This window comes from Rhizobium sp. NFACC06-2 (assembly GCF_900101425.1).
Classification (GTDB): domain Bacteria; phylum Pseudomonadota; class Alphaproteobacteria; order Rhizobiales; family Rhizobiaceae; genus Agrobacterium; species Agrobacterium leguminum.
The window spans coordinates 75,068-93,303 of record NZ_FMVA01000019.1 but is presented as its reverse complement, the minus strand read 5'-3'; the positions used below and the strand labels follow the sequence as shown (position 1 = coordinate 93,303).

At 58.4% G+C, this 18,236-nt stretch carries 16 protein-coding genes; 7 read left to right on the top strand and 9 right to left on the bottom strand.

Going from position 1 to position 18,236, the window contains the following annotated elements:
* Nucleotides 1-441: 441 nt before the first annotated feature.
* On the top strand, nucleotides 442-1,359 hold the full coding sequence (locus F3H58_RS23820) for a recombinase family protein (protein WP_149744013.1): 918 nt from the start codon (nucleotides 442-444) through the stop codon (nucleotides 1,357-1,359).
* A gap of 178 nt (nucleotides 1,360-1,537) precedes the next feature.
* On the opposite strand, the gene F3H58_RS23815 is transcribed toward F3H58_RS23820, so the two are convergent.
* Nucleotides 1,538-2,467, bottom strand: coding sequence for a LysR family transcriptional regulator (locus F3H58_RS23815; RefSeq protein ID WP_149744012.1), 930 nt, complete (start codon nucleotides 2,465-2,467; stop codon nucleotides 1,538-1,540).
* A 108-nt stretch (nucleotides 2,468-2,575) separates the two neighbouring features.
* Between F3H58_RS23815 and F3H58_RS23810 the strand changes: the two genes are divergently transcribed.
* The 4 genes from F3H58_RS23810 to F3H58_RS23795 all read left to right on the top strand — a co-directional run bounded on the left by F3H58_RS23810 (nucleotide 2,576) and on the right by F3H58_RS23795 (nucleotide 5,851).
* Complete coding sequence (locus tag F3H58_RS23810) at nucleotides 2,576-3,106, top strand: ester cyclase (RefSeq protein ID WP_286170032.1); 531 nt, start codon at nucleotides 2,576-2,578, stop codon at nucleotides 3,104-3,106.
* A 70-nt stretch (nucleotides 3,107-3,176) separates the two neighbouring features.
* The gene (locus F3H58_RS23805; RefSeq protein WP_149744011.1) at nucleotides 3,177-3,926 is read left to right on the top strand and encodes a 3-oxoacyl-ACP reductase family protein; all 750 of its coding nucleotides are present in this window, start codon (nucleotides 3,177-3,179) and stop codon (nucleotides 3,924-3,926) included.
* 61 nt (nucleotides 3,927-3,987) lie between these two features.
* Nucleotides 3,988-4,587, top strand: a complete 600-nt coding sequence (locus F3H58_RS23800; RefSeq protein ID WP_149744010.1) for an NADPH-dependent F420 reductase — start codon at nucleotides 3,988-3,990, stop codon at nucleotides 4,585-4,587.
* 70 nt (nucleotides 4,588-4,657) lie between these two features.
* Nucleotides 4,658-5,851, top strand: a complete 1,194-nt coding sequence (locus F3H58_RS23795) for an MFS transporter (RefSeq protein ID WP_149744009.1) — start codon at nucleotides 4,658-4,660, stop codon at nucleotides 5,849-5,851.
* A gap of 72 nt (nucleotides 5,852-5,923) precedes the next feature.
* Here the strand turns inward: F3H58_RS23795 and F3H58_RS23790 are convergent, their stop codons facing one another.
* From F3H58_RS23790 to F3H58_RS23780, 3 genes are read right to left on the bottom strand one after another with little or no spacing between them, the layout of a single operon-like run.
* Nucleotides 5,924-6,991 (bottom strand): TniQ family protein, encoded by a 1,068-nt coding sequence (locus tag F3H58_RS23790; protein WP_149744008.1) that lies wholly within the window; start codon nucleotides 6,989-6,991, stop codon nucleotides 5,924-5,926.
* Nucleotides 6,988-7,905: a TniB family NTP-binding protein gene (locus F3H58_RS23785; protein ID WP_210246931.1), complete on the bottom strand. Its 918-nt coding sequence runs from the start codon at nucleotides 7,903-7,905 to the stop codon at nucleotides 6,988-6,990. The genes F3H58_RS23790 and F3H58_RS23785 overlap by 4 nt, the downstream gene beginning before the upstream one ends.
* Nucleotides 7,902-9,539 (bottom strand): TnsB C-terminal domain-containing protein, encoded by a 1,638-nt coding sequence (locus F3H58_RS23780; protein WP_149744006.1) that lies wholly within the window; start codon nucleotides 9,537-9,539, stop codon nucleotides 7,902-7,904. The genes F3H58_RS23785 and F3H58_RS23780 overlap by 4 nt, the downstream gene beginning before the upstream one ends.
* 267 nt (nucleotides 9,540-9,806) lie before the next feature.
* Between F3H58_RS23780 and F3H58_RS23775 the strand changes: the two genes are divergently transcribed.
* On the top strand, nucleotides 9,807-10,949 hold the full coding sequence (locus tag F3H58_RS23775) for a site-specific integrase (protein WP_149744005.1): 1,143 nt from the start codon (nucleotides 9,807-9,809) through the stop codon (nucleotides 10,947-10,949).
* A gap of 91 nt (nucleotides 10,950-11,040) precedes the next feature.
* On the opposite strand, the gene F3H58_RS23770 is transcribed toward F3H58_RS23775, so the two are convergent.
* The 3 genes from F3H58_RS23770 to F3H58_RS23760 all read right to left on the bottom strand — a co-directional run bounded on the left by F3H58_RS23770 (nucleotide 11,041) and on the right by F3H58_RS23760 (nucleotide 14,588).
* Nucleotides 11,041-12,174, bottom strand: a complete 1,134-nt coding sequence (locus F3H58_RS23770) for a C40 family peptidase (RefSeq protein WP_149744004.1) — start codon at nucleotides 12,172-12,174, stop codon at nucleotides 11,041-11,043.
* A 63-nt stretch (nucleotides 12,175-12,237) separates the two neighbouring features.
* Nucleotides 12,238-14,109 (bottom strand): CHAT domain-containing protein, encoded by a 1,872-nt coding sequence (locus tag F3H58_RS23765; RefSeq protein ID WP_149744003.1) that lies wholly within the window; start codon nucleotides 14,107-14,109, stop codon nucleotides 12,238-12,240.
* Nucleotides 14,110-14,117: 8 nt separating this feature from the next.
* A complete protein-coding gene (locus F3H58_RS23760; RefSeq protein WP_149744002.1) occupies nucleotides 14,118-14,588 on the bottom strand; it encodes a hypothetical protein in 471 nt (156 codons plus the stop codon).
* Between the two features lie 162 nt (nucleotides 14,589-14,750).
* Here F3H58_RS23760 and F3H58_RS23755 point away from each other — a divergent pair, with 162 nt between their 5' ends.
* Nucleotides 14,751-15,518, top strand: a complete 768-nt coding sequence (locus tag F3H58_RS23755) for a hypothetical protein (protein ID WP_149744001.1) — start codon at nucleotides 14,751-14,753, stop codon at nucleotides 15,516-15,518.
* Between the two features lie 907 nt (nucleotides 15,519-16,425).
* Here the strand turns inward: F3H58_RS23755 and F3H58_RS27340 are convergent.
* Together F3H58_RS27340 and repC are read right to left on the bottom strand one after the other, a co-directional pair.
* Nucleotides 16,426-16,593, bottom strand: a complete 168-nt coding sequence (locus F3H58_RS27340; protein ID WP_188129052.1) for a hypothetical protein — start codon at nucleotides 16,591-16,593, stop codon at nucleotides 16,426-16,428.
* Nucleotides 16,594-16,900: 307 nt separating this feature from the next.
* Entirely contained in the window at nucleotides 16,901-18,145 is a 1,245-nt protein-coding gene (gene repC, locus F3H58_RS23750; protein WP_149744000.1) for a plasmid replication protein RepC, read from the bottom strand.
* Nucleotides 18,146-18,236 lie beyond the last annotated feature (91 nt).

Sequence of the window (18,236 nt, the reverse complement as noted above, 5' to 3'; positions counted from 1 at the left end):
CGATAAGTACCTCTTATCGATGGTAGTTGATTTCGCGGCGCAAATCACCGATGTCGGTCGTCCTAATTGAGCGGATTCCCCACATTTCCGGCGATTTCGGGCGTTTTTCGCCCCAGTTCGGCGGACGGCGCGCTGCGACGCAGCGTCCCCTTCCGTCCGACAGAAGTAAGCGCCGCCACACTTCCACGACGGATTTCGGGCGTCCTTCTCTATTCCTTAGATGATCATCGAAGCTGATGCCGCCTGGAGCCTTATTTTCCGGCATTTCCGCCTCAGAGCGCCCATGGCGCGCGATCGCCGCATTGGAGGGCCGGAGATGCGCGCCGGATCGGAAAACGCGCTGTACGGACTCTCATTTAGCACGTAAAACACGCTTGCAAAGGACCCTTTATCAGCGCATTCCTTATTTGAACAAGGATAGCGGAATCAGGGCAAAAATCCATGGCAAAACCAGCGAAGAACATTGCCCCTCCCCTGTCCCGTCGGCTTATCGGCTATGCACGTGTTTCCACCGACGACCAGATCCATGACGCGCAGATCGACGAACTACGGATGGCCGGCTGCGACCGCATTCATCAAGAGCATGGTTCTGGCGCCTCCCGTGCTCGACCGGTTCTCACCAGAGTGCTGAAGGAGCTGTCTGCCGGCGACGTCCTCGTCGTCGTGCGACTGGATCGCCTGGCACGATCCGTCAGCCACCTGCTCGATGTCATCGAGAACCTAGAGGAACGCGGCATACATTTCCGATCGCTTCGCGATCCGATCGACACATCGACGCCACAGGGCATGTTCTCGCTGCAGGTCCTTGGCGCAGTCGCCCAGCTCGAGCGCGCGCTCATCGCCGAACGGACAAAGTCGGGGATGAGCGCGGCCAAGGCTCGTGGCCGCCTTGCAGGCAATCCAGGCCTTCGCGAGCGACGGCCAGAAGCGATCCGCGCGGCCGCGGCCGCCAAAAACCAAGTCTACCTCGACGAATTAATCACGTCCGCCCAAACCTGGCTTCCGATGGTAAAGCAGCTTCGACCGCAGCATAGCTGGGACAACGTTGTGCGAATCCTCAATCGGAAGGGCCACGACTGGACTGTCGAGCGCCTGCGCCGCGCCGTCCATCGCATGGTGAGGGAGAAGCTCGCAGACCCTGGATTGTTGGCCCGCTCGCCCCGCAGACCAGTAGACGATCACCATATGAAGCTCGTGGCGGCCATCGCTATTGCCGATCCCGGCCCGTCACTGCGAGACATTGCCGCCCAACTGGATCAGATGGGAGAACGCCCTCCGAGAGGTGGCAAGAAATGGCAGCCCTCTTCTGTCCGGGACCTGCTGAACGAAGCGCATCGGTTCGGCCTGATCCGTCCTTAATGACTGGTGGTGTCACGGGCCCCAGAGGGCGGCTTAGATGATGGTGCTGAGCCCTCGGTGACGCCTCGGTTGGTTACGTAGCAACTACGGCGCAGGGGCATTTCCGCCGAAAGTAGAGTAGCGTCGCTATTCCGCTAAACGTCACACTGAGGCTTCCCTAAAACCCAAACGTCCTTGGCTATCCCAGGCTTCCGGCAAAGCGTTCCGGCCATTTTTCCCGCTGGAAGGCTTCCACGACGAAATCGACGAACACGCGGGTCTTGAGCGGCAGAAGCGTCCTGTTGGCGTAGTAGATCGAGATCGGCCCGGCATCGGCATACCAGTGGGGCAGAACCCGGATCAGTTCCCCACTCTCAAGATAAGGCAACGCGTCGGGCTTGGCGATCATGGTCACCCCCATGCCGACCAGCGCCGTCATGCGCATTGCGGCAGGGTCATTGACCACCACCGTTTCCCTGAGCCGCGCAGGTTCTTCCCTCCCTGCCGCATCACGCATCTGCCACTGCCGGATGCGGCCCGTCCGCAGCGAGCGCATGACGATGCCGTCGAGTTCAAACAGTGCCGATGGATCATGCGGCGGCACCTTGTCCGCCATATAGGAAGGCGAGGCCACCGCGATGATATGAGCCGGTGCGAGCGTGCGCGAAATCACGCCCGCGGTCAGTTCGAAACCGCCTCCGATTGCCACGTCATAGCCCTCGGCGATCAGGTCGATCTGCCGGTTCTCGAACATCCATTCGGGACGCACTTTCGGATAACGCGCGGAAAATTCCGGCAGGAGTGGAAGAATATAACTGATGCCGAAGGTCGGGCTCATGCTGACCTTCAGCGTGCCTGCCGGTTCCTCCTGATCGGCCGAGGCTTCGGCAATCGCGCCCTGCAGGTGTTCCAGACTGTCGCGGATCGCGATCAGGAACCGCTCGCCGGGTTCGGTCAGCGTGAGGCTACGCGTCGAGCGCTGAAACAGGCGCACGCCGAGATTTCCTTCCAGCGCCGCGACATTGCGGCTGACCGCGGCGGGCGTCAGTCCCAGCCGCCGCGCCGCTGCTGAGAAACCACCAAGCTCGGCGCTGCGCACGAAGGATTCGAGATTGGCCAGTGTTTCCATAACAACCTTCAAGCATTCGTTGAAACCGATGACAGAAGATTACCACTAATCGAAAGGGAAATTGCAAGCGATATTCACTCCATCGAAACCGAACCGGAGTGAATGGCCATGACGCTCTCGACTGACAAGGCAGAAGTCATCGACAATATGGATATCGGCCGCCGCACCGTGATCGCCTGCCTGATCGGCGTAACGCTTCCCGTTCACGCAGTGGCTGCCATGCAGGACGATGCTGCCGCCAACAAGGCCGTCATCCGCCAGTTACTCGAAGGCGTGCAGCGGGATGGCGACTTCGATCTGTTCGAACGGCTGTTCGCAACGGCCTATGTGGATCACACGCCCTTTGGCGGCTTCTCGCCGGACCGCAACGGCACGCGGCAAATCTACCGGACATTCCGCGCTGCTTTCCCCGACTGGAATGCGCAGGTGCATTTCCAGATTGCCGAAGGCGATCTCGTCAGCACCTACAAGACCTATCACGGCACCCATCTGGGCATTTTCATGGGCATTGCCGCGACCGGACGTGCCACCCGCTTCAACGTCATGGACGTGATGCGGGTCCGAAACGGCCAGATCACCGACCACTGGACCGTCGCCGATGGCGCCGGGCTGATGGCGCAAATCAAGCAACAGGACTGAACTTTTCCAACCGACCGCGGGGATTTCCGGCGGTCATCCAACCCCCAACGACAATTGAAAGGATAAACCCATGTCGAACACTCTCTCCCTGACCGGCAAGACTGCCCTCGTCACCGGCGGTTCGCGCTCCATCGGCGCGGCAATTGCAAAGCGTCTCGCCGCGGATGGCGCGGCTGTCGCCATCACCTATAGCGCCTCGCCGGATAAGGCTGCCGCTGTGGTCGCCGAAATCGAAGCAGCCGGTGGCCGCGCCATTGCCATTCAGGCCGATGCCGGCGATCCGGCCGCCGTCCGCGCCGCAGTCGCAAAAACCGAAGAAACCTTCGGCTCGATTGACATCCTCGTCAACAATGCTGGCATCGCGCTTGGCGGGCCGATCGACGAGATCAAGTTCGACGACTACGAGCGGATGATCGCCGTCAACGTCACCGGCGTCTTCGTTGCCACGCAGGAAGCAGCACGTCGCATGAAGCCGGGTGGGCGCATCGTCCATATCGGCTCGTCCATGACCCGCTATGCCGCCTTCCCGACGGCCTCGCTCTATACGCTGACCAAAGGCGCGGTTGCAGGCTTCAACCGCAGCCTGGTACGCGACCTCGGACCCAAGGGCATCACCGTCAACACCGTGCATCCCGGCCCGACCGACACCGATATGAACCCCGATGGCGGCCCTGTCTCGAAGATCGTCGGCCCCGGCATGGCAATCGGCCGCTACGGCAAGGATTACGAGATCGCCAGCGTCGTCGCCTATCTCGCAAGCCCCGAAGCGGCGTTCGTCACCGGCGCGGATATTCTCGCTGACGGCGGCTTCACCGCCTGACCGATCCTCGGCGCTCCGATGTCGGAGCGCCGGTTAACCCCTCATTCAAAGGAGAACCAGCATGTCTATCGGTATCATTGGAGCCGGCAATATCGGCTCGGCCTTCGCGCGTGCTCTTGCTCGCAACAACATTTCCGCAACCATCGCCAACAGCCGCGGCCCGGCCTCGCTTGCCATACTCGAAACGGAACTGAAGCCTTTCATCAAGGCGGGCACGATCGAAGAGGCGGCCAGCGCCGACATCGTCCTCGTCGCCGTCAACTGGTCGAAGCTGCCCAAGGCGCTCGCCAGTTTGCCGGACTTCGGCGGCCGCATCGTCATCGACGCCAATAATCCCATCGAAGCGCCGCTGTTCAAACCGGCCGAACTAAACGGTCGTCTTTCCACCGAGATCTTCGCCGATCTCGTTCCTGGCGCCCGCGTCGTCAAAGCCTTCAATCATCTGCAACCGCACCTGCTATCCGGCGATCCCAAAGCCGAGGGTGGCTCACGCGTCCTATTCTATTCCGGTGACGACGCACGCGCGAAGGCGGAAGTCGGTGCGCTGATCTCCAGACTCGGCTTCACGGGCATCGATCTCGGCCCGGTCTCGGTCGGCGGCAAACTGGTGCAGTTCCCCGGCGGTCCGCTACCCGCCCTCAACCTCGTCAAGTTCGGTTGAAACATCGCAGGCGAGCCGGAGAGCAACCTTCTTCTCCGGTCTGCCCTGCTTTTTACCAAGGAATCCTCCTATGGACATGCCAGTCTCCCGCAGTATTTCGGCAAGCCACGCCGACAGCAAACCGCTCGCCTCATGGGCCGCAGTCACCAGCATCGGCGTCGGCGCCTTCGCTCTTGTTACCACCGAATTCCTGCCAGTCGGGCTTCTGCCGCTGATCGCGGCTGACCTTGGCATCAGCGAGGGGACGGCCGGACTGATGGTAACCGTACCCGGCTTTCTCGCGGCAATCGCAGCGCCGATGACGCTTGGATTTGCTGCGCGCTTCGATCGCAAGCGTGTGCTCGTCGCGCTGCTGATGCTGCTCGTCATCTCCAACGCCATCGTGGCAACCGCTCATGGCTTTGCGGCGTTGATGTTCGGCCGGGTGCTGCTCGGGATCGCTGTCGGCGGCTTCTGGACAATCGGTGGTTCACTCGGCCCCCGCCTGCGCTTCGGCGCGGAAGGACCACGTGCAACGGCATTGATCTTCTCCGGTGTCTCGCTAGGTACTGTCGCCGGGGTTCCCGCAGGCGCCCTGATCGGTGACCTGTTCGGCTGGCGCGCTGCCTTCCTGCTCGTGTCGGGTGTCACACTGCTTGTCGTGGCGGCACTCCAGTTTCTACTGCCGGCCATCCGGGCGCAGAAGGGTTCGGGATTGAAACAAGTTCCAGACGTGTTGCGATTGCAACGAGTCCAGATCGGTCTGACGGCAGCCGTGCTCATCTTCGTCGGGCAGTTCGCGGCCTATACCTACATTACTCCCTTCCTCATCGGCGTAACCGGGATTGATACGGGCACACTCAGCATGGTGCTACTCGGCTATGGCGCGGCGGGTTTTGCCGGAAACCTCTTCGGCGGTTGGGCTGCTGGCCGCAGCTTTGTTCTCGCCCTTGCCGGCACCGCTTTTCTGATTGCATTGTCGGTTGCGGGATTGCTGCTGACCGGGAGCAACACGCTTGCCGCAGTCGCTTGGGTCGCCGCCTGGGGTTTCGGGTTCGGCATGCTGCCGATCGCCATGCAAACCTTCCTGTTCACCTCCGCGCCCGACCGGCTGGAAAGCATCGCCGCGCTCTTCGTGTCAATCGCGCAACTGGCGATCGGGCTTGGCGCACTGGTCGGCGGCCTCGCGGTCGACAATTTCGGCGTGCCGAGCGCGCTCTGGCTTGGTGCTGCAAGTGCATTGCTGACCGCAGGTCTCATCGCATTGACCTGCAAAATTCATTGACCCACGAAAGACCGGACGATCGTCGTCCCGGCCTTTCGTTCCAGTCTCAAGGTTGAGAGTGCCGCGACCCGCCTAAACCGTGCCCAGCATATCGCGTGCCAACCGCGAGAGTGCTTTTGAGCGGTCTCGCGCCTTCAATCTCAAGAGACCATGCCAACGCGGATCCTTTATCGTCGCGGTAGCCAGTCGAAGATACTCAGCGTCGGATCGAAGCGGTATTTCAATTTTTCTCGGTTTTGCCGCGGGCAGCTCGGGCGAGTTCCGGCCCGAAGCAGGCCTGCTCCCAAACTGCTGGAATGCGAAAGTCATCCATTCGCCAGGAGGTCCGAAATAAGCTCGCGCACTGCCGATATCCAGAATCTGCGCAATCGCCAGAAGAGTGGCGGCGCGCCAGGTCGTAGACAAGCAGGTCATGGGTGCATCTGGGTTCGCCGGCATCAATGCCGAGCCGTAGGTATGTTCGGCATCGAAGAAGGTGATCTCCGACCTCCTGCAACCCTGCGACGGGCTCCAGAGGAAACGGATGGCTTCGTCGATCTGAGATAGCTTTAGCGCTCCCCTCTCAGTAATATTGATTACCTCCATGGTCGCGATCAGAAGGTCGGCGTGGCGGAGCTCTGAAGGTGTCGGCGGGGCGCGCGAAACAGCCCCTAAGCAGTTGGCGCAAACTAACTCGACAAGACCATTCCGATATTCAAATCGGAATTCACATCGTGTGATGCATTGCGTGCAGGAGTAGCGCAATCGGACTCGGTGGAAAGGACAGGCCACAGCCTCGGCACGCGCCCAGCTTCGGCGAAAATACTGATCGCGCCCCACTCCCCTATCGTATTCCAGGCAAATGCAGCATATGCCGCGCCATTGGGACCTGAAGACATAGCCGAGTGGTGTCGTATAGCGGGAAAGTGCCAGCGCTTCGACAGCCTCGGTGCGGATTCTGCAGGAGAGAGCCCACTTCCGAAGGCTTACCGGGTCGGGTTGGAGGTCGCGGTCCATTGACGCGGAGCTGTCGAGATCCAGCCAAGCGTCAATGTCAGCAAGGCTCAGAGCATAGCGAACTGCGACCCGGCCTTGCCAGGACGAGATCAGCTCATCCTCAAAGGGCCGCGGCGCCAGGGGGAGAAGCGGAATGGGCTTCACCGGGCGATCCGTCTTTGCAGTTGCCGCTCGGAATACCGCGTCATCGAGATCAGCGGCAGAACCAGCTCGCCGGCAGTGAAGCTCTCAAGCGTAAGGCGCTCGCTTCCGCTGCGGATCGCCTCAACCGCGGCGGTCTCGATCAGCCGGAAAATCCGGACGGTCACGCCATCGGTCAGCTCGAGCACGCGCTGACGGACCGCAGCGCTCCCTATGTCGGATGGCTCCCGAAGCGGCAGAATGCCGGCCAGGCTCGATAGCAGCTGCGCCAGATATTTGTCATTGGACCAACGTTTGAGGTGTAGAGCTTCGAACCGTTCGGCAAGTTGCTGGTCCGTGAGCAGGGCTTGCCGGGCGAGATCGGTCCCGGCACAGATCAGCGGCACCCTCAAATCATTGGCCAGAAACCGGATGACATTGAGGAATATCCGTTGCTGTCGAAAAGTGCCGGTCAGGACCGCATGGATCTCATCGATGATCAGCATCCGAACACTCATATCCCGCATCAGGCTACGGCAGACAGCCTTCAAGCGCCAGGCCGCTTCGTATTGCGGTCCCGGCGCTCCAAGCGCACTCAATAACTCCCCATAGACATCGCGCTCGATCGGTTCGGCCGGCATCTGCATCGCAACGACAGGCATGGTCATCACACCAGTACCTCGGTCGAACCGAGGCGCATGATCGCGCAAAAACTTCCGGATGATCTTGGTTTTGCCGATTCCCGTATCGCCATATAGGAGAAGGCATGGCATTCGATCGCGCGGTGGATAGGACAGAAGATCCTCCAGCCGCCTGATCACCGAGGTTGACTGTGGGGTCTCAAGCCATCGATCGGCACGCAGCCAGGCAATCCGCTCGTCCGCGTCGAGCGTCGCATACTGGCGGTAGGCGGATTGCAGGTGCGCGTATTCGGTCATGACCATTCCTCCACGGACAATGGCGGCAGATCCTCGAAGACTTCTTCGGCCGGCTCGTCACTGGGAAGAGGGATGCGATCCCGACTTGCCGTCAATGCCCGCTCATTTCGCTCGGCAGTGCGGCGAACGGTTCGGGTTTTCTCCACAGCGTCTGCCAGGAGGAGGCGCTGCTCGGCGATCGTTGAGAAGATGAGATCTTCATTGACGGCCTGGGCGCCCCTTGCTCGCAGTGCAGCCAAAGCCAGGCGGTGCTCGCCCAGCGTGATACGCGGGCGCCGCAAATCCGCGAAATGCACGGTCCAGACGAAATTGTCTGCCCCTTCGACCTGAACACGCGACAGGTCACGGGGATCATACCTGACGCGCACTCGCTGGCCTCTGCCGGCCCATGGGCTCAGCACATCGTCCCAATAGCGAAGCCCAAATAGATGGATGCCGTCTCTGCGGACGAACCGTTCTTCAAACGGTAGAAAATCCTTGAGGAACTGGCCAACGTCGTGGGGAAGCCGTAATGGATATGGTCGATCGGCGACGCTGTCGTCCCAGGCGAGCCGTGGAGGCACACCCAGGCCGCGATGAATTTCGGCATGATACCGGCCCGTGATTTCGAGTGCGACCCACTTCTCCAGCTCATCAAGGGTCATCGCCGCATGCTTTTCGGGATCGTAGGCGCCGCGATCTGCAACATTGCTCGATGTCGAACCCGGGAGCATGTGTACCGCTCCCATCATGGTGCCGATCAGCCGCTCGATATGGGCACCGTAGTGTGGGCGCTGGACAGGCCGATGAACGAGAGAAATTCCGTGCTCAGCCGCGCCGCGAACCAGCGCCTTGCCATGAAACTCCCGAGCGTTGTCGAGATGAATGATCTCTGGCAGCCCATGAGCCGGCCATTCAGCCTCAATGCCCCGACTTTCGAGCCATGAACCTTTCGGCAAGACCAACTGTTGGACCGCCAGGGCAACAGACGTCGATGACGGGCTCTCCAGACTGATATGGAAACCGGCCACCATCCGGCTCGCGATATCGATGGCCAAGGTCAGCCACGGTCTTTGCAAAGGACGGCGATGGACAGTATCGACAATAAAGAGGTCTACAAGCGTATGGTCGATCTGCACGACCTGAAATGCATAGCCTGCATTGTATTCCCGGACTATGGATGTGAATTTTTGGCGCGCGGCGTTCGCCCCTTCCCTGTCTCGATAGACCGCCTTCTGGTCCGCTTGCTGCACTCGCACGTTAACGGCTTTCCAGGAGGGTGCTCGAATGCCATCCTCATGGCATAGCTGGCGCACCCGGTCATGAAGTGCTTTCACGGTCGGTCGCTCGCGGCTTCGATAGGTATCGCGGATCGCCGCCTCAATGATGCTCTCCACCTCGTCAGACAGACGGCGGCCGCCTTTTACCTGCCCCGGCACCACATCGAGAAGCGAGCTTGCCACCGGCGCTGCGCGATATAGGGCAATCAGTTCGTATAGGCGCGACCTCTTTACACCGAGCTGTCGGCAAACTCTCACAAAATGAATTGCTGGAATTCGTTTCGCCGCAGTCAAAGGACGGATGAGCACCTCGCGCGCAACCGCCCTCGTCCAGGCGGCTTCGGACGCGGTTATCTTATCAGGCTTCTTCCTCATCAAAGGCCTCCTCGTCCCTTCAAGGTGCGAGTGGAACTTGGCTTGGTATTGATTGCCTCGACGGAGAGAATGATGGCTGATCGTTACAGAGCCACGACAGCATTTGAAAATCCGGCGATTAAAGGCAAGTCCGGTAGATTAGGAAAATGTCTTGTTCCGTGGAATCAACGAGATAGAATCCGCTTAATTCGGACGGCCGACAACCGAAAATCGTAGGAAATCCCGGTCCTGACGGCCGCCAGAACCCGCATTCTTTTGGAGCGCCCCGTGCCAAAAACATCGCTGACCTCCGTCGAGCGCCGCGCCGAAGAACTCGACACCATCGCATCGGTGTTGCCGCTCGAACGCCGCGACGAACTCGCCGAACTGTTGACCGATGAAGACGTCGAGACGCTGCGTCACCTCGTCAACCAGGGCATGGGCGACAATACGCTGCGCGCACTGACATCCGATCTCACTTATCTAGAGGCCTGGGGGCTGGCTTCGACCGGACAATCGCTACCATGGCCAGCACCTGAAGCCCTATTGCTCAAATTCGTCGCCCATCATCTGTGGGACCCGGAAAAGCGCGCGAGTGACCCCAACCACGGCATGCCCGCCGATGTTGACGAGAACCTCAGGCGCCAGGGTTTTCTGAAATCCATCGGTCCGCACGCGCCTGATACGGTGCGCCGCAGGCTGGCTAGTTGGTCGACACTCACCAAATGGCGCGGTCTTAATGGCGCTTTCGCCTCCCCTGCCCTCAAACAGGCGATCCGGTTGGCAGTTCGTGCTGTTCCCCGAAAGCGCCGTCGAAAAAGCGCAAAAGCGGTCACAGGGGACATCCTGCAAATGCTGCTAGCCACGTGCGCAAGTGACAGCCTGCGCGACGTTCGCGACCGGGCGATACTGATGGTCGCCTTTGCCTCGGGTGGTCGCCGACGCAGCGAGATTGCCTCATTGCGCGTCGAGCAACTGACTGTCGAGGCTCCGATCGAAGTGCCCGACAGCCCTCCCCTCCCCTCTCTCGCCATCCATCTCGGACGGACGAAAACAACCACCGGCGAACAAGATGAGATCGTCTACCTGACGGGCCAGCCGGTGGAGGCGCTTAATGCCTGGATGGCAGTCGCAGGCATTGAAAAAGGCAGCGTGTTTCGGGGGATTGGCAGGTGGAATACAGTTTCGAAGCGGGCGCTCGACCCGCAGTCGATCAATGCCATTCTCAAGCAGCGAGCCAAAATGGCAGGGTTGGAGCCAGGGGAGTTTTCGGCGCACGGGTTGCGGTCAGGGTATCTGACGGAAGCCGCCAATCGCGGCATCCCGCTCCCGGAGGCCATGGAGCAGTCAAGACACCGCTCAGTGCAGCAGGCATCGAGCTATTACAACAGTGCCACAAGGAGGAGCGGCAGAGCGGCGCGGCTTCTTTAGTGATCGCAGCCGCCTTCAAAACACTGCCGTAACCTACGACTTTGCAGCAGGCACTCGCAACGACAATTTTCGATTACTTTAAGTTGCTTCGTCACCGCGACCATCGGCAAGCCTCGACACGCGACAGGACCTCGCCCAAAGCAACGTTGCGAAGTTCAAGCTGGTGAATGACATTGAGGGAAAGCTGAAGCCATCGGTTCCAGGATTTCGATGCAGCCGCCCTTTGGCTCGCAGAACCCAATACCGCGCTCCTTTCCTCGATCTGTTTTAACGTCGCTCCTCTCATGCGACGCAGGTCCTGCAGATCGAAATCCGGCTCTCTTTCGAAAGATTCTATAATGATCCGCTGGATAGCAGGTTCATCCTTCGCGAATATCTCTTTAAACATCAGATCAAGCCGGCCATCCGTCATGGCTTCATGGAGATGATCATCCAGCCTGGTGAGATCTTCACTTTGGGGGCCATGTCTGTGTTGGAAGCTCCGACGCAGATATCCCAGACACCCATAAAAGGTTTGCGGTCTGCTCTCGTCGCCCGAGGAAAAGAGCGCATCAAGGTCAGTAGCAACACTTTCGATGAAATTCCGACAGAGGACCCTCTGGTCACGGGCCGGCGAGGACGCCCGGTCGCCATCGAGTGCCGTCATCGTCTCCGCGTTGAGCAGTGCAAGGCCGCGCTCAAAAACTGTCGGGGTGATAACCTGAAAGCCATCGATGCACTCAAAAGAGGCTGGCCTATATTTCAACGCAGCAGTGCCCTCGAACTCTCTTGCGCCGGCATTCAGATAGGCATCCGCCACGAAAGCCGAACAGAACGTGCCATCGTCATCGCGGAAATCGACATCGGTGCCCGATATCGCGCTGCGAGCCTTCCTGACAGAGTAGCGCTGCCCATGGAAATGCACAGCCCAATCCGCAGCCGCGCGAGCGATGTCTTCGTTATGATAGCGCAACACCTGAACATTCTCGAGATCGTGGCAGAAAGATGCCTGAAAAGTCACCGTACCGACACCATCGGCCAGCGCTTCAATGAAAGTCGGGGTCTCCGCGCAGATTAGCACATGACTGAGGTCTCCTCCGCTACGCGCAGCGATGAGCTCCGCCTCGCGCAAGACCGCCGCTGATCGGGTGTACCGGTTCTGCGTCAGAACAACATCTCCTGGACGAAAAGCTGCAACATTGGTCAGGTAGACGTATACGCCGTCATAGGCTTGCGATTCAGGCATAGTTGCAAGGTTCCATACTTCCTTTTGGGACAACTAGGGTTGACCCTGGCGATATGCCCATCACTATTGCTCGCGATAGTCTAGCGCTGCCAGCGCATCGAGCGCTGCCAGCATCTGCTCATCATGGATCTTGCTGCGGCAGGGCTCATGATCGAACTTCATTTTGCGCAAGCCGACTGTGATGTGGGATCGGACCTCGCAATAGTCCATCGGGCAGCCCGCGGTCTCTTGGTGATACTCTAGACCCCAACGCTTGTCGGCCCACATGACCGCTGACAGGCATAACGAGAATACCGTCTTGGCGAAAGATGTGTCCGCCTCAGCGGCAAATTTCCGGAGGTCTTTTGTCGAAACGACCATGACCCGTCTTTCGTCCGTCAGCGCAGACATGAAGAGGTTGAAGTGGGTTTCGTTAGCTACCATGTGCTGGGTGAGGCAACAGACATGATCGACCTCGAGTTTCGCAGCCATTGGTTCCAAATACGATCTAAGCCGCGGCACATAGGTTTGTCCGTCCTCCTTCTCGTCGGTACGTAAATAATCGCTCGGCAACGGAATGTAGGCGACCCTGAATTCGTAGTAGGTCTGCGCCTTGTTAGCCACTTCAACGAGTTCGGGAAGAAATCCAGCCTTTGCATCGAAATCGACGATCGCCACTTTGATCTTGCGCTGATCCGCGGCGTCGAGCGCTGCAGAAGCAATTACGGATGGCTGACTGGTGCCCTCCCCGCCCCCCTTGGCGAGCGCTTCGACGAAATCGGAACCTGTCGTGCCAGCTTGATAGAGAGTAGCATAGCTGGCTGGCTGCCTCGTCTGAAGGGAAAACAGTTTTGTGCTTGGCGATGCTGTATAGAGAACAGGGATCCCCCAGTCGAACACTCGTGTACGCGTCTCGAGAGACAACACTGTTCGGCCGGCCCGGATAGCCTCACCGAGCGGCTGACCGTAGAGTAGGCTGTTATAGATGGTCGCGGCGAGAATATGAGCTGTCTGATCTGGAAGTGAAAATTGTGCTGCGACCACCGCCGGCACTCCGCGCAAGACGAGAGCGCCAGCAACTGAGCTTCTTGCGGGACTGAACTCTGAGGAAGATGTTGCCGTCTTGCAGGCGTTTAGAAAGACAAGCTTTACGCTTTTCTTTCTGCTAATGAACTTCGCAAAATCCTCTGCCATAATCCGTAAGGGTTTTTCCCCTGGAACTGCGATGGCGAGATAACCGGTACCTTCGTCTGCGTCGAAGCCGGCGTGCCCGAAGAAGTGTACAATATCATAGGCTTGGCTCTGCAACTCCATCTGTAATCGATGGATGTCTTTAGGGCTCAGAATGTGCAGCTCGAAAGAACGTACGTCAAGATGTGCAGAAAATACGTTTTCGATCGACTTTAGTTCTTCTGCCGGACTTATGTAAGGATCATCTATTGGGACACCTAAGATGATTAAAAGGCGTAGTTTGTCTTTTTTGGCCTGAATTGGTCGGGGCGGATCCAGCGAAAAGACGTTTCGCGAAATCGGATGGAATTCCTGCGACAGAAACTGTTCGCCATGCGGATCGAAGACATATTCCCAAGGCCAGCCAGCGATCTCGTGATCTTCAGCAACGATCTCAAGGGGTAACGTTTCCTTACCCAGGCTTTTCATGCGTCCGGTGACCTGGTCGAAAAGGATACGGGCTTGCCCGGTAATCAAAATCCCGAAGAGATGTTCGCCAAGTTTGCGAAGCGCCGCGCGATCAAAAACGCCGACATTACCTTCGACATGGCCTCTTAGCTCGGCGATAGCCGAAATGACGGTGGATAATTCCTCGGTACGCAGGCTAAGCGTCTGTACGGCGCGGGCATGGTTCCATTCAACAAATGTCTTGATGATCTGCTCGTGTTTGTTTTTGTCTACCTTGCCAAGCAGAAAAAACCTGAGCGGCGATGCCTTGCCGACCATTGGAACGCCTAGCTGAAAAAGCCGAAGAATCTCTTGACTATGCCGTCCGCAGTCGCCTTTTTCGAGAGGTCGAACTTGACCGATGTTTCTCCGTTTTTCTTTTCGATCGAAAAGCTTACCTGGGTCTGCAAGACAACGACGATCGCAGCGAGAACAAGGGCTGCCGTGACTGGTTCAATGAGGAGCTTCCGATCCTGCGCGAGAGCTGCCTCGACTCGCGGCGCGAGCTCGTCGATCCGTGCCCATTCTTTCAAGGCAAGCCGTGCTACCTGCGCCTGTTCTGGACGGCCGCCAATCTCGTCGTCTCTGCGAGCGATCGCCGTGTTGCCGAGTTCAGCAGTCAGTTTGACCCAAGCGTCCGATAAAAACTTCCACCTTGCAAGTTCCGGCTCGTGGGCGGCCACACCACTGACGGCTAAGTTGAGAGCTTGAAGAACTTCTTCGTCGGACAGGCTATCAATTTTCTCGGCTAGTTGCATGGCACCCTCGCACAAACAAATTTTATGAAATACTGTGGCAATCTATAGTCGCTGACTTGCTCGGCGAAACTAATCGATAAGCGATTTGAACACAATCTGGTATTGCAAGGTTGACGTCTCCTCGCAGCCATTGCGACTCAAAACCTCTCACGGGTCCCGAAAATGATGCTTGATCCCATGGTAACAACGCTGAACGCAACCGGCTTTCAACCGGCATTTCTCCCTTGTCGATTCGCGCGGGTTCCCGAGCCTATTATCCTTTCGCGCGAGTTCGGCGCTCGCGGCGTCGCAGCGGCGCGAACCCTCGGCGACGGGCTATCCAATGTCCTCGGCTCGTCGGGAGATAGGGCTGCCGATCTCCCGAAGGAAGATGAAGAAAGACTCTCCGACGAGGGTGGCAAGAAAAGGCCGGCAAACATGGCGCTCATCGTCAGACATGCGCTTCATCTGATCGACGTCCCGTTTCGTCATGCTGAGGAATTGGTTGCGAAATCCAGAGATATAACGTTTCGTTGCACTTTCGGAGGATTTTCTGCTGCGGGGATCACGCTGCCTGATTACGACGAACGCCTTGCAATTAGCCGACGTCTAGCTCTGGATTTCCCGCCATCCAGGCTCTTCATCGACTTTGCCTTCCAGTTCCTAATGGTAAACAAATTAGAGATTCGGATGTCAGGAAAATCTAATCTTCCGGTTCGGCTTAGCGATGAAGTTCGACGTCAGTTGCAGGCGACGAACAACGCGGTTTTAGATATTAGTGCCGGAGCAGGCTCAACCTCATTGACGATCGCTGCACCGAGACCCTTCGCGATCGCTTTCAAATCTTTCCGGATCATGAGCAAAGGTACTATAGCGGTTCCAGACACCCGCCTCCCGCTTCCCGGAAAGATTTTGGACGTGGTTCCCGAAAAGGGGTCGCTGCCGGGTTAAGCGGGCCGAAACCTGACCGTGTAAGCGCTCGCATATGAGCGACCATCGATCACAAGAATTCCCCATGCGACGAGACCATCTGCCTCTAGAGCGCTTTCAACCGGCGCAGGTTCTGCTTATCAAAATCCTCGAATAGAGCTCGGATCCTCGTCGCGCCCCAGTACCGCAAATCCGTCTGGAAAGACTGCTCAGGATCGCTTTGCGGCCTCGACCAGATCCGCTGGAAACTCTGCCGTGAAGGCGATCTCGCCTTCAATCGACTCGATGAAGACAAAGATGTGCCGAGCAATTTCCAGATCCAGCGCCACGCCATTTACAAACCTCATCGATCCCGATCTGAAGATAAGATACTCTTTGGCGGTGACTACCAGCGGCGCCCGCTCTACGTCTTCTCCGACAATCCAGGTTCGGCCGAGTCATTTAACCGTGGTAACGCTCTGCTCGTAAGGTTTCCAGGTACAGGCCGCGGGCGGCCTCTCCGACCTCGGGTCCGAAGAGGAGAGTCGGCACACCACAATAGCTGCCAACCGCATGTTTGTTGGATCAGAGCGTTCGGAGCGGTTGTCGTCCCCGTTTCGGTGGGTGGTCCATCAGTTGCCGTGTGGTCGACAAATATCACCGCTTTCTTCACAGATTACATCCCAGCTCCCAACGGCTAGCCATGCGACGTTATCCAAGGAATCGATCCTGCTGCCCAGATAGGGCTCAACCAGTTCGTGATAACCATCATGACAGTCCTCGTGAATGCAGACTTGGACGCGTCTTTGGTCGCTTTCGATTCGGCAAGGGGCACGAACAATTACTCCGGACGGCTGGAGAGGTAATGCGGCGAACGAGTGGTCGGAGGTTTGCCGTGGACGGCATGGTTTTCGGAATGATCCACTCAGCGATATCCATCTCTAACCATCTAGAGATAGGCGATCCCGTCGCCCACGAGGCCCTTCTCGGCTTCTCCGACACAGTCCTTCAACGTGCGGGCCGTATCAAGCAGCGCAAAACGGTCGTTCTCGTCAATATGCCTTGAGATGAGATGGCGGCACATCTGAACCTGAGCTCTCGCGACACGCTGGTCCATCTTCGCCCCGCTGGAGCGCTGCGCCATCGCCCCAAAGAGCTGGGCAGGCGAAGAGTATCTCAGTGTTCTCCGGGGCCAGACCCACAATCAAGAGGTTCTTTCACGACTACGTGACCGATAATTAGCTCGAGCTTAAGTTCCTTCGCTTTTCACATTGCCCAGATCCCATCAATTCTGGCCATCAACGCCAGTAACACGCTGTATCATAAGAGAAATTCACGAAAAAAAACGGCTGACAAGTCGCCTCGCTCCCCCGCGAGGACCGCAGGCGATCTCCTCCGCCTGTCGGCAGACAAGTCGCCTGACATCAAGCAGTCCTTCGGTTTTCCTGGTCATTTGCTTTCATGAGAGCCATTAGCATCGGCCCAAGCGAAAATTCCCCGCGCTCAGAGCGCCTGGTGAGATCCCGCAGATACCCCCCGGCGGATGTTATGAAATTCGACCGCTCGAGAATGCAGGCCATAGCCACCGCGGCATTTTCCGGCCCCATGACGTTACACGCCTCCTCGTAGGCAGAGGGGCTGACGCCGAGCATCGAGCGCACAACAACGGCTGCCTTCATGAGCTCGCGCCAGTGCTCGATGCACCCGCCGGGCCCATAATCAATGATCTGGGGGCACGCACGAAGGACCATTCCGAGCGGGAACGCCTTGATCGCCTCGCGTTTCTTCTTTTGTGGATCATTTGGCTCATCCCTCGTCAGGGAGTTGTCCGCCAAGTTTTCGCCCAGCTCTTTTTCAGAGCTAGGTTCAAGTTCAATTATGTATTCGGTATTTGAATTATGTATGTGGCGGTCATTCTGAATGGCATTGCCGTGCATTTCGTTAGTTTTAAACTGCATTTCCAGCATGTTGAGCACCTCTTCCCGCAGGAGCTCCAACTCATCGAGCGTCGTCTCGACCTGCGACCGGTTCGGTTGACGCGGGAGGCGGGCGAGGATGGTGACATACTCGGACTCGACCCGGTCCCAATTGCCTGTCGCGCCCTCTTCCACGGCTGCCGAGATCAATTTGCGCACATCGCGACGGCAGATCGTCAGCGCCTCCCTCGCGCGGCGGAAGCGAGTGTACTCGGCGGCGACGTCCTGCGCCAACAAGGCAAGCTCCGTGGCACGAGCGAGCAACGGCGTCAGGTCAAACCCATAAGCCTGCTCGATCTCGCCATCCCGGTTGCGGTGCGCGTAGCGTTTACCGTTCGGGCTGTCACGCCGCAGGATAAGGCCGGCATCGACAAGTGCAGCGAGTTGCCGGCGCAGCGTCGTCTCGGTGATCCCGTGGGCTCGAACGGACAACTGCGCGTTGGATGGGAAAACGACAAGCCCGGAGCTCGTATCGAGCTCTCCATGCGGGTAAAACGTCAGGAGCGCGTCGAGAACAGCCAAAGCCCGGTCCTGAAGACCAAGGCGTTCGCGCGCCTCGCAGACATCGCGAAACACTTTCCATTTTTCAATCCGCACGCCCGGATCTGGAGCCGCAATCGCTATCTGGCCCTTGACCAAGGCAAGCGACATCGGCCGCCGCCCAAAGGGCGTCGTCACATGTCCCGTCTGCATTTTTCTCTCACCTTTCTTCAGGCAAAAGAAAGCCGCTCACCAAACTGGCGCCAAGACTCTTGACTGTGATTCCGGGAAATGCGATTCTCGA

Coding starts and splice junctions, on each gene's coding strand:
- F3H58_RS23805 (WP_149744011.1), top strand. CDS start 3,177: ATGTCGAACACTCTCTCCCTGACCGGCAAGACTGCCCTCGTCACCGGC.
- F3H58_RS23765 (WP_149744003.1), bottom strand. CDS start 14,109: ATGGTCGGCAAGGCATCGCCGCTCAGGTTTTTTCTGCTTGGCAAGGTA.
- F3H58_RS23755 (WP_149744001.1), top strand. CDS start 14,751: ATGATGCTTGATCCCATGGTAACAACGCTGAACGCAACCGGCTTTCAA.
- F3H58_RS23820 (WP_149744013.1), top strand. CDS start 442: ATGGCAAAACCAGCGAAGAACATTGCCCCTCCCCTGTCCCGTCGGCTT.
- F3H58_RS27340 (WP_188129052.1), bottom strand. CDS start 16,593: ATGGACCAGCGTGTCGCGAGAGCTCAGGTTCAGATGTGCCGCCATCTC.
- F3H58_RS23815 (WP_149744012.1), bottom strand. CDS start 2,467: ATGGAAACACTGGCCAATCTCGAATCCTTCGTGCGCAGCGCCGAGCTT.
- F3H58_RS23810 (WP_286170032.1), top strand. CDS start 2,576: ATGACGCTCTCGACTGACAAGGCAGAAGTCATCGACAATATGGATATC.
- repC (WP_149744000.1), bottom strand. CDS start 18,145: ATGCAGACGGGACATGTGACGACGCCCTTTGGGCGGCGGCCGATGTCG.
- F3H58_RS23795 (WP_149744009.1), top strand. CDS start 4,658: ATGGACATGCCAGTCTCCCGCAGTATTTCGGCAAGCCACGCCGACAGC.
- F3H58_RS23800 (WP_149744010.1), top strand. CDS start 3,988: ATGTCTATCGGTATCATTGGAGCCGGCAATATCGGCTCGGCCTTCGCG.
- F3H58_RS23780 (WP_149744006.1), bottom strand. CDS start 9,539: ATGAGGAAGAAGCCTGATAAGATAACCGCGTCCGAAGCCGCCTGGACG.
- F3H58_RS23770 (WP_149744004.1), bottom strand. CDS start 12,174: ATGCCTGAATCGCAAGCCTATGACGGCGTATACGTCTACCTGACCAAT.
- F3H58_RS23785 (WP_210246931.1), bottom strand. CDS start 7,905: ATGACCGAATACGCGCACCTGCAATCCGCCTACCGCCAGTATGCGACG.
- F3H58_RS23760 (WP_149744002.1), bottom strand. CDS start 14,588: ATGCAACTAGCCGAGAAAATTGATAGCCTGTCCGACGAAGAAGTTCTT.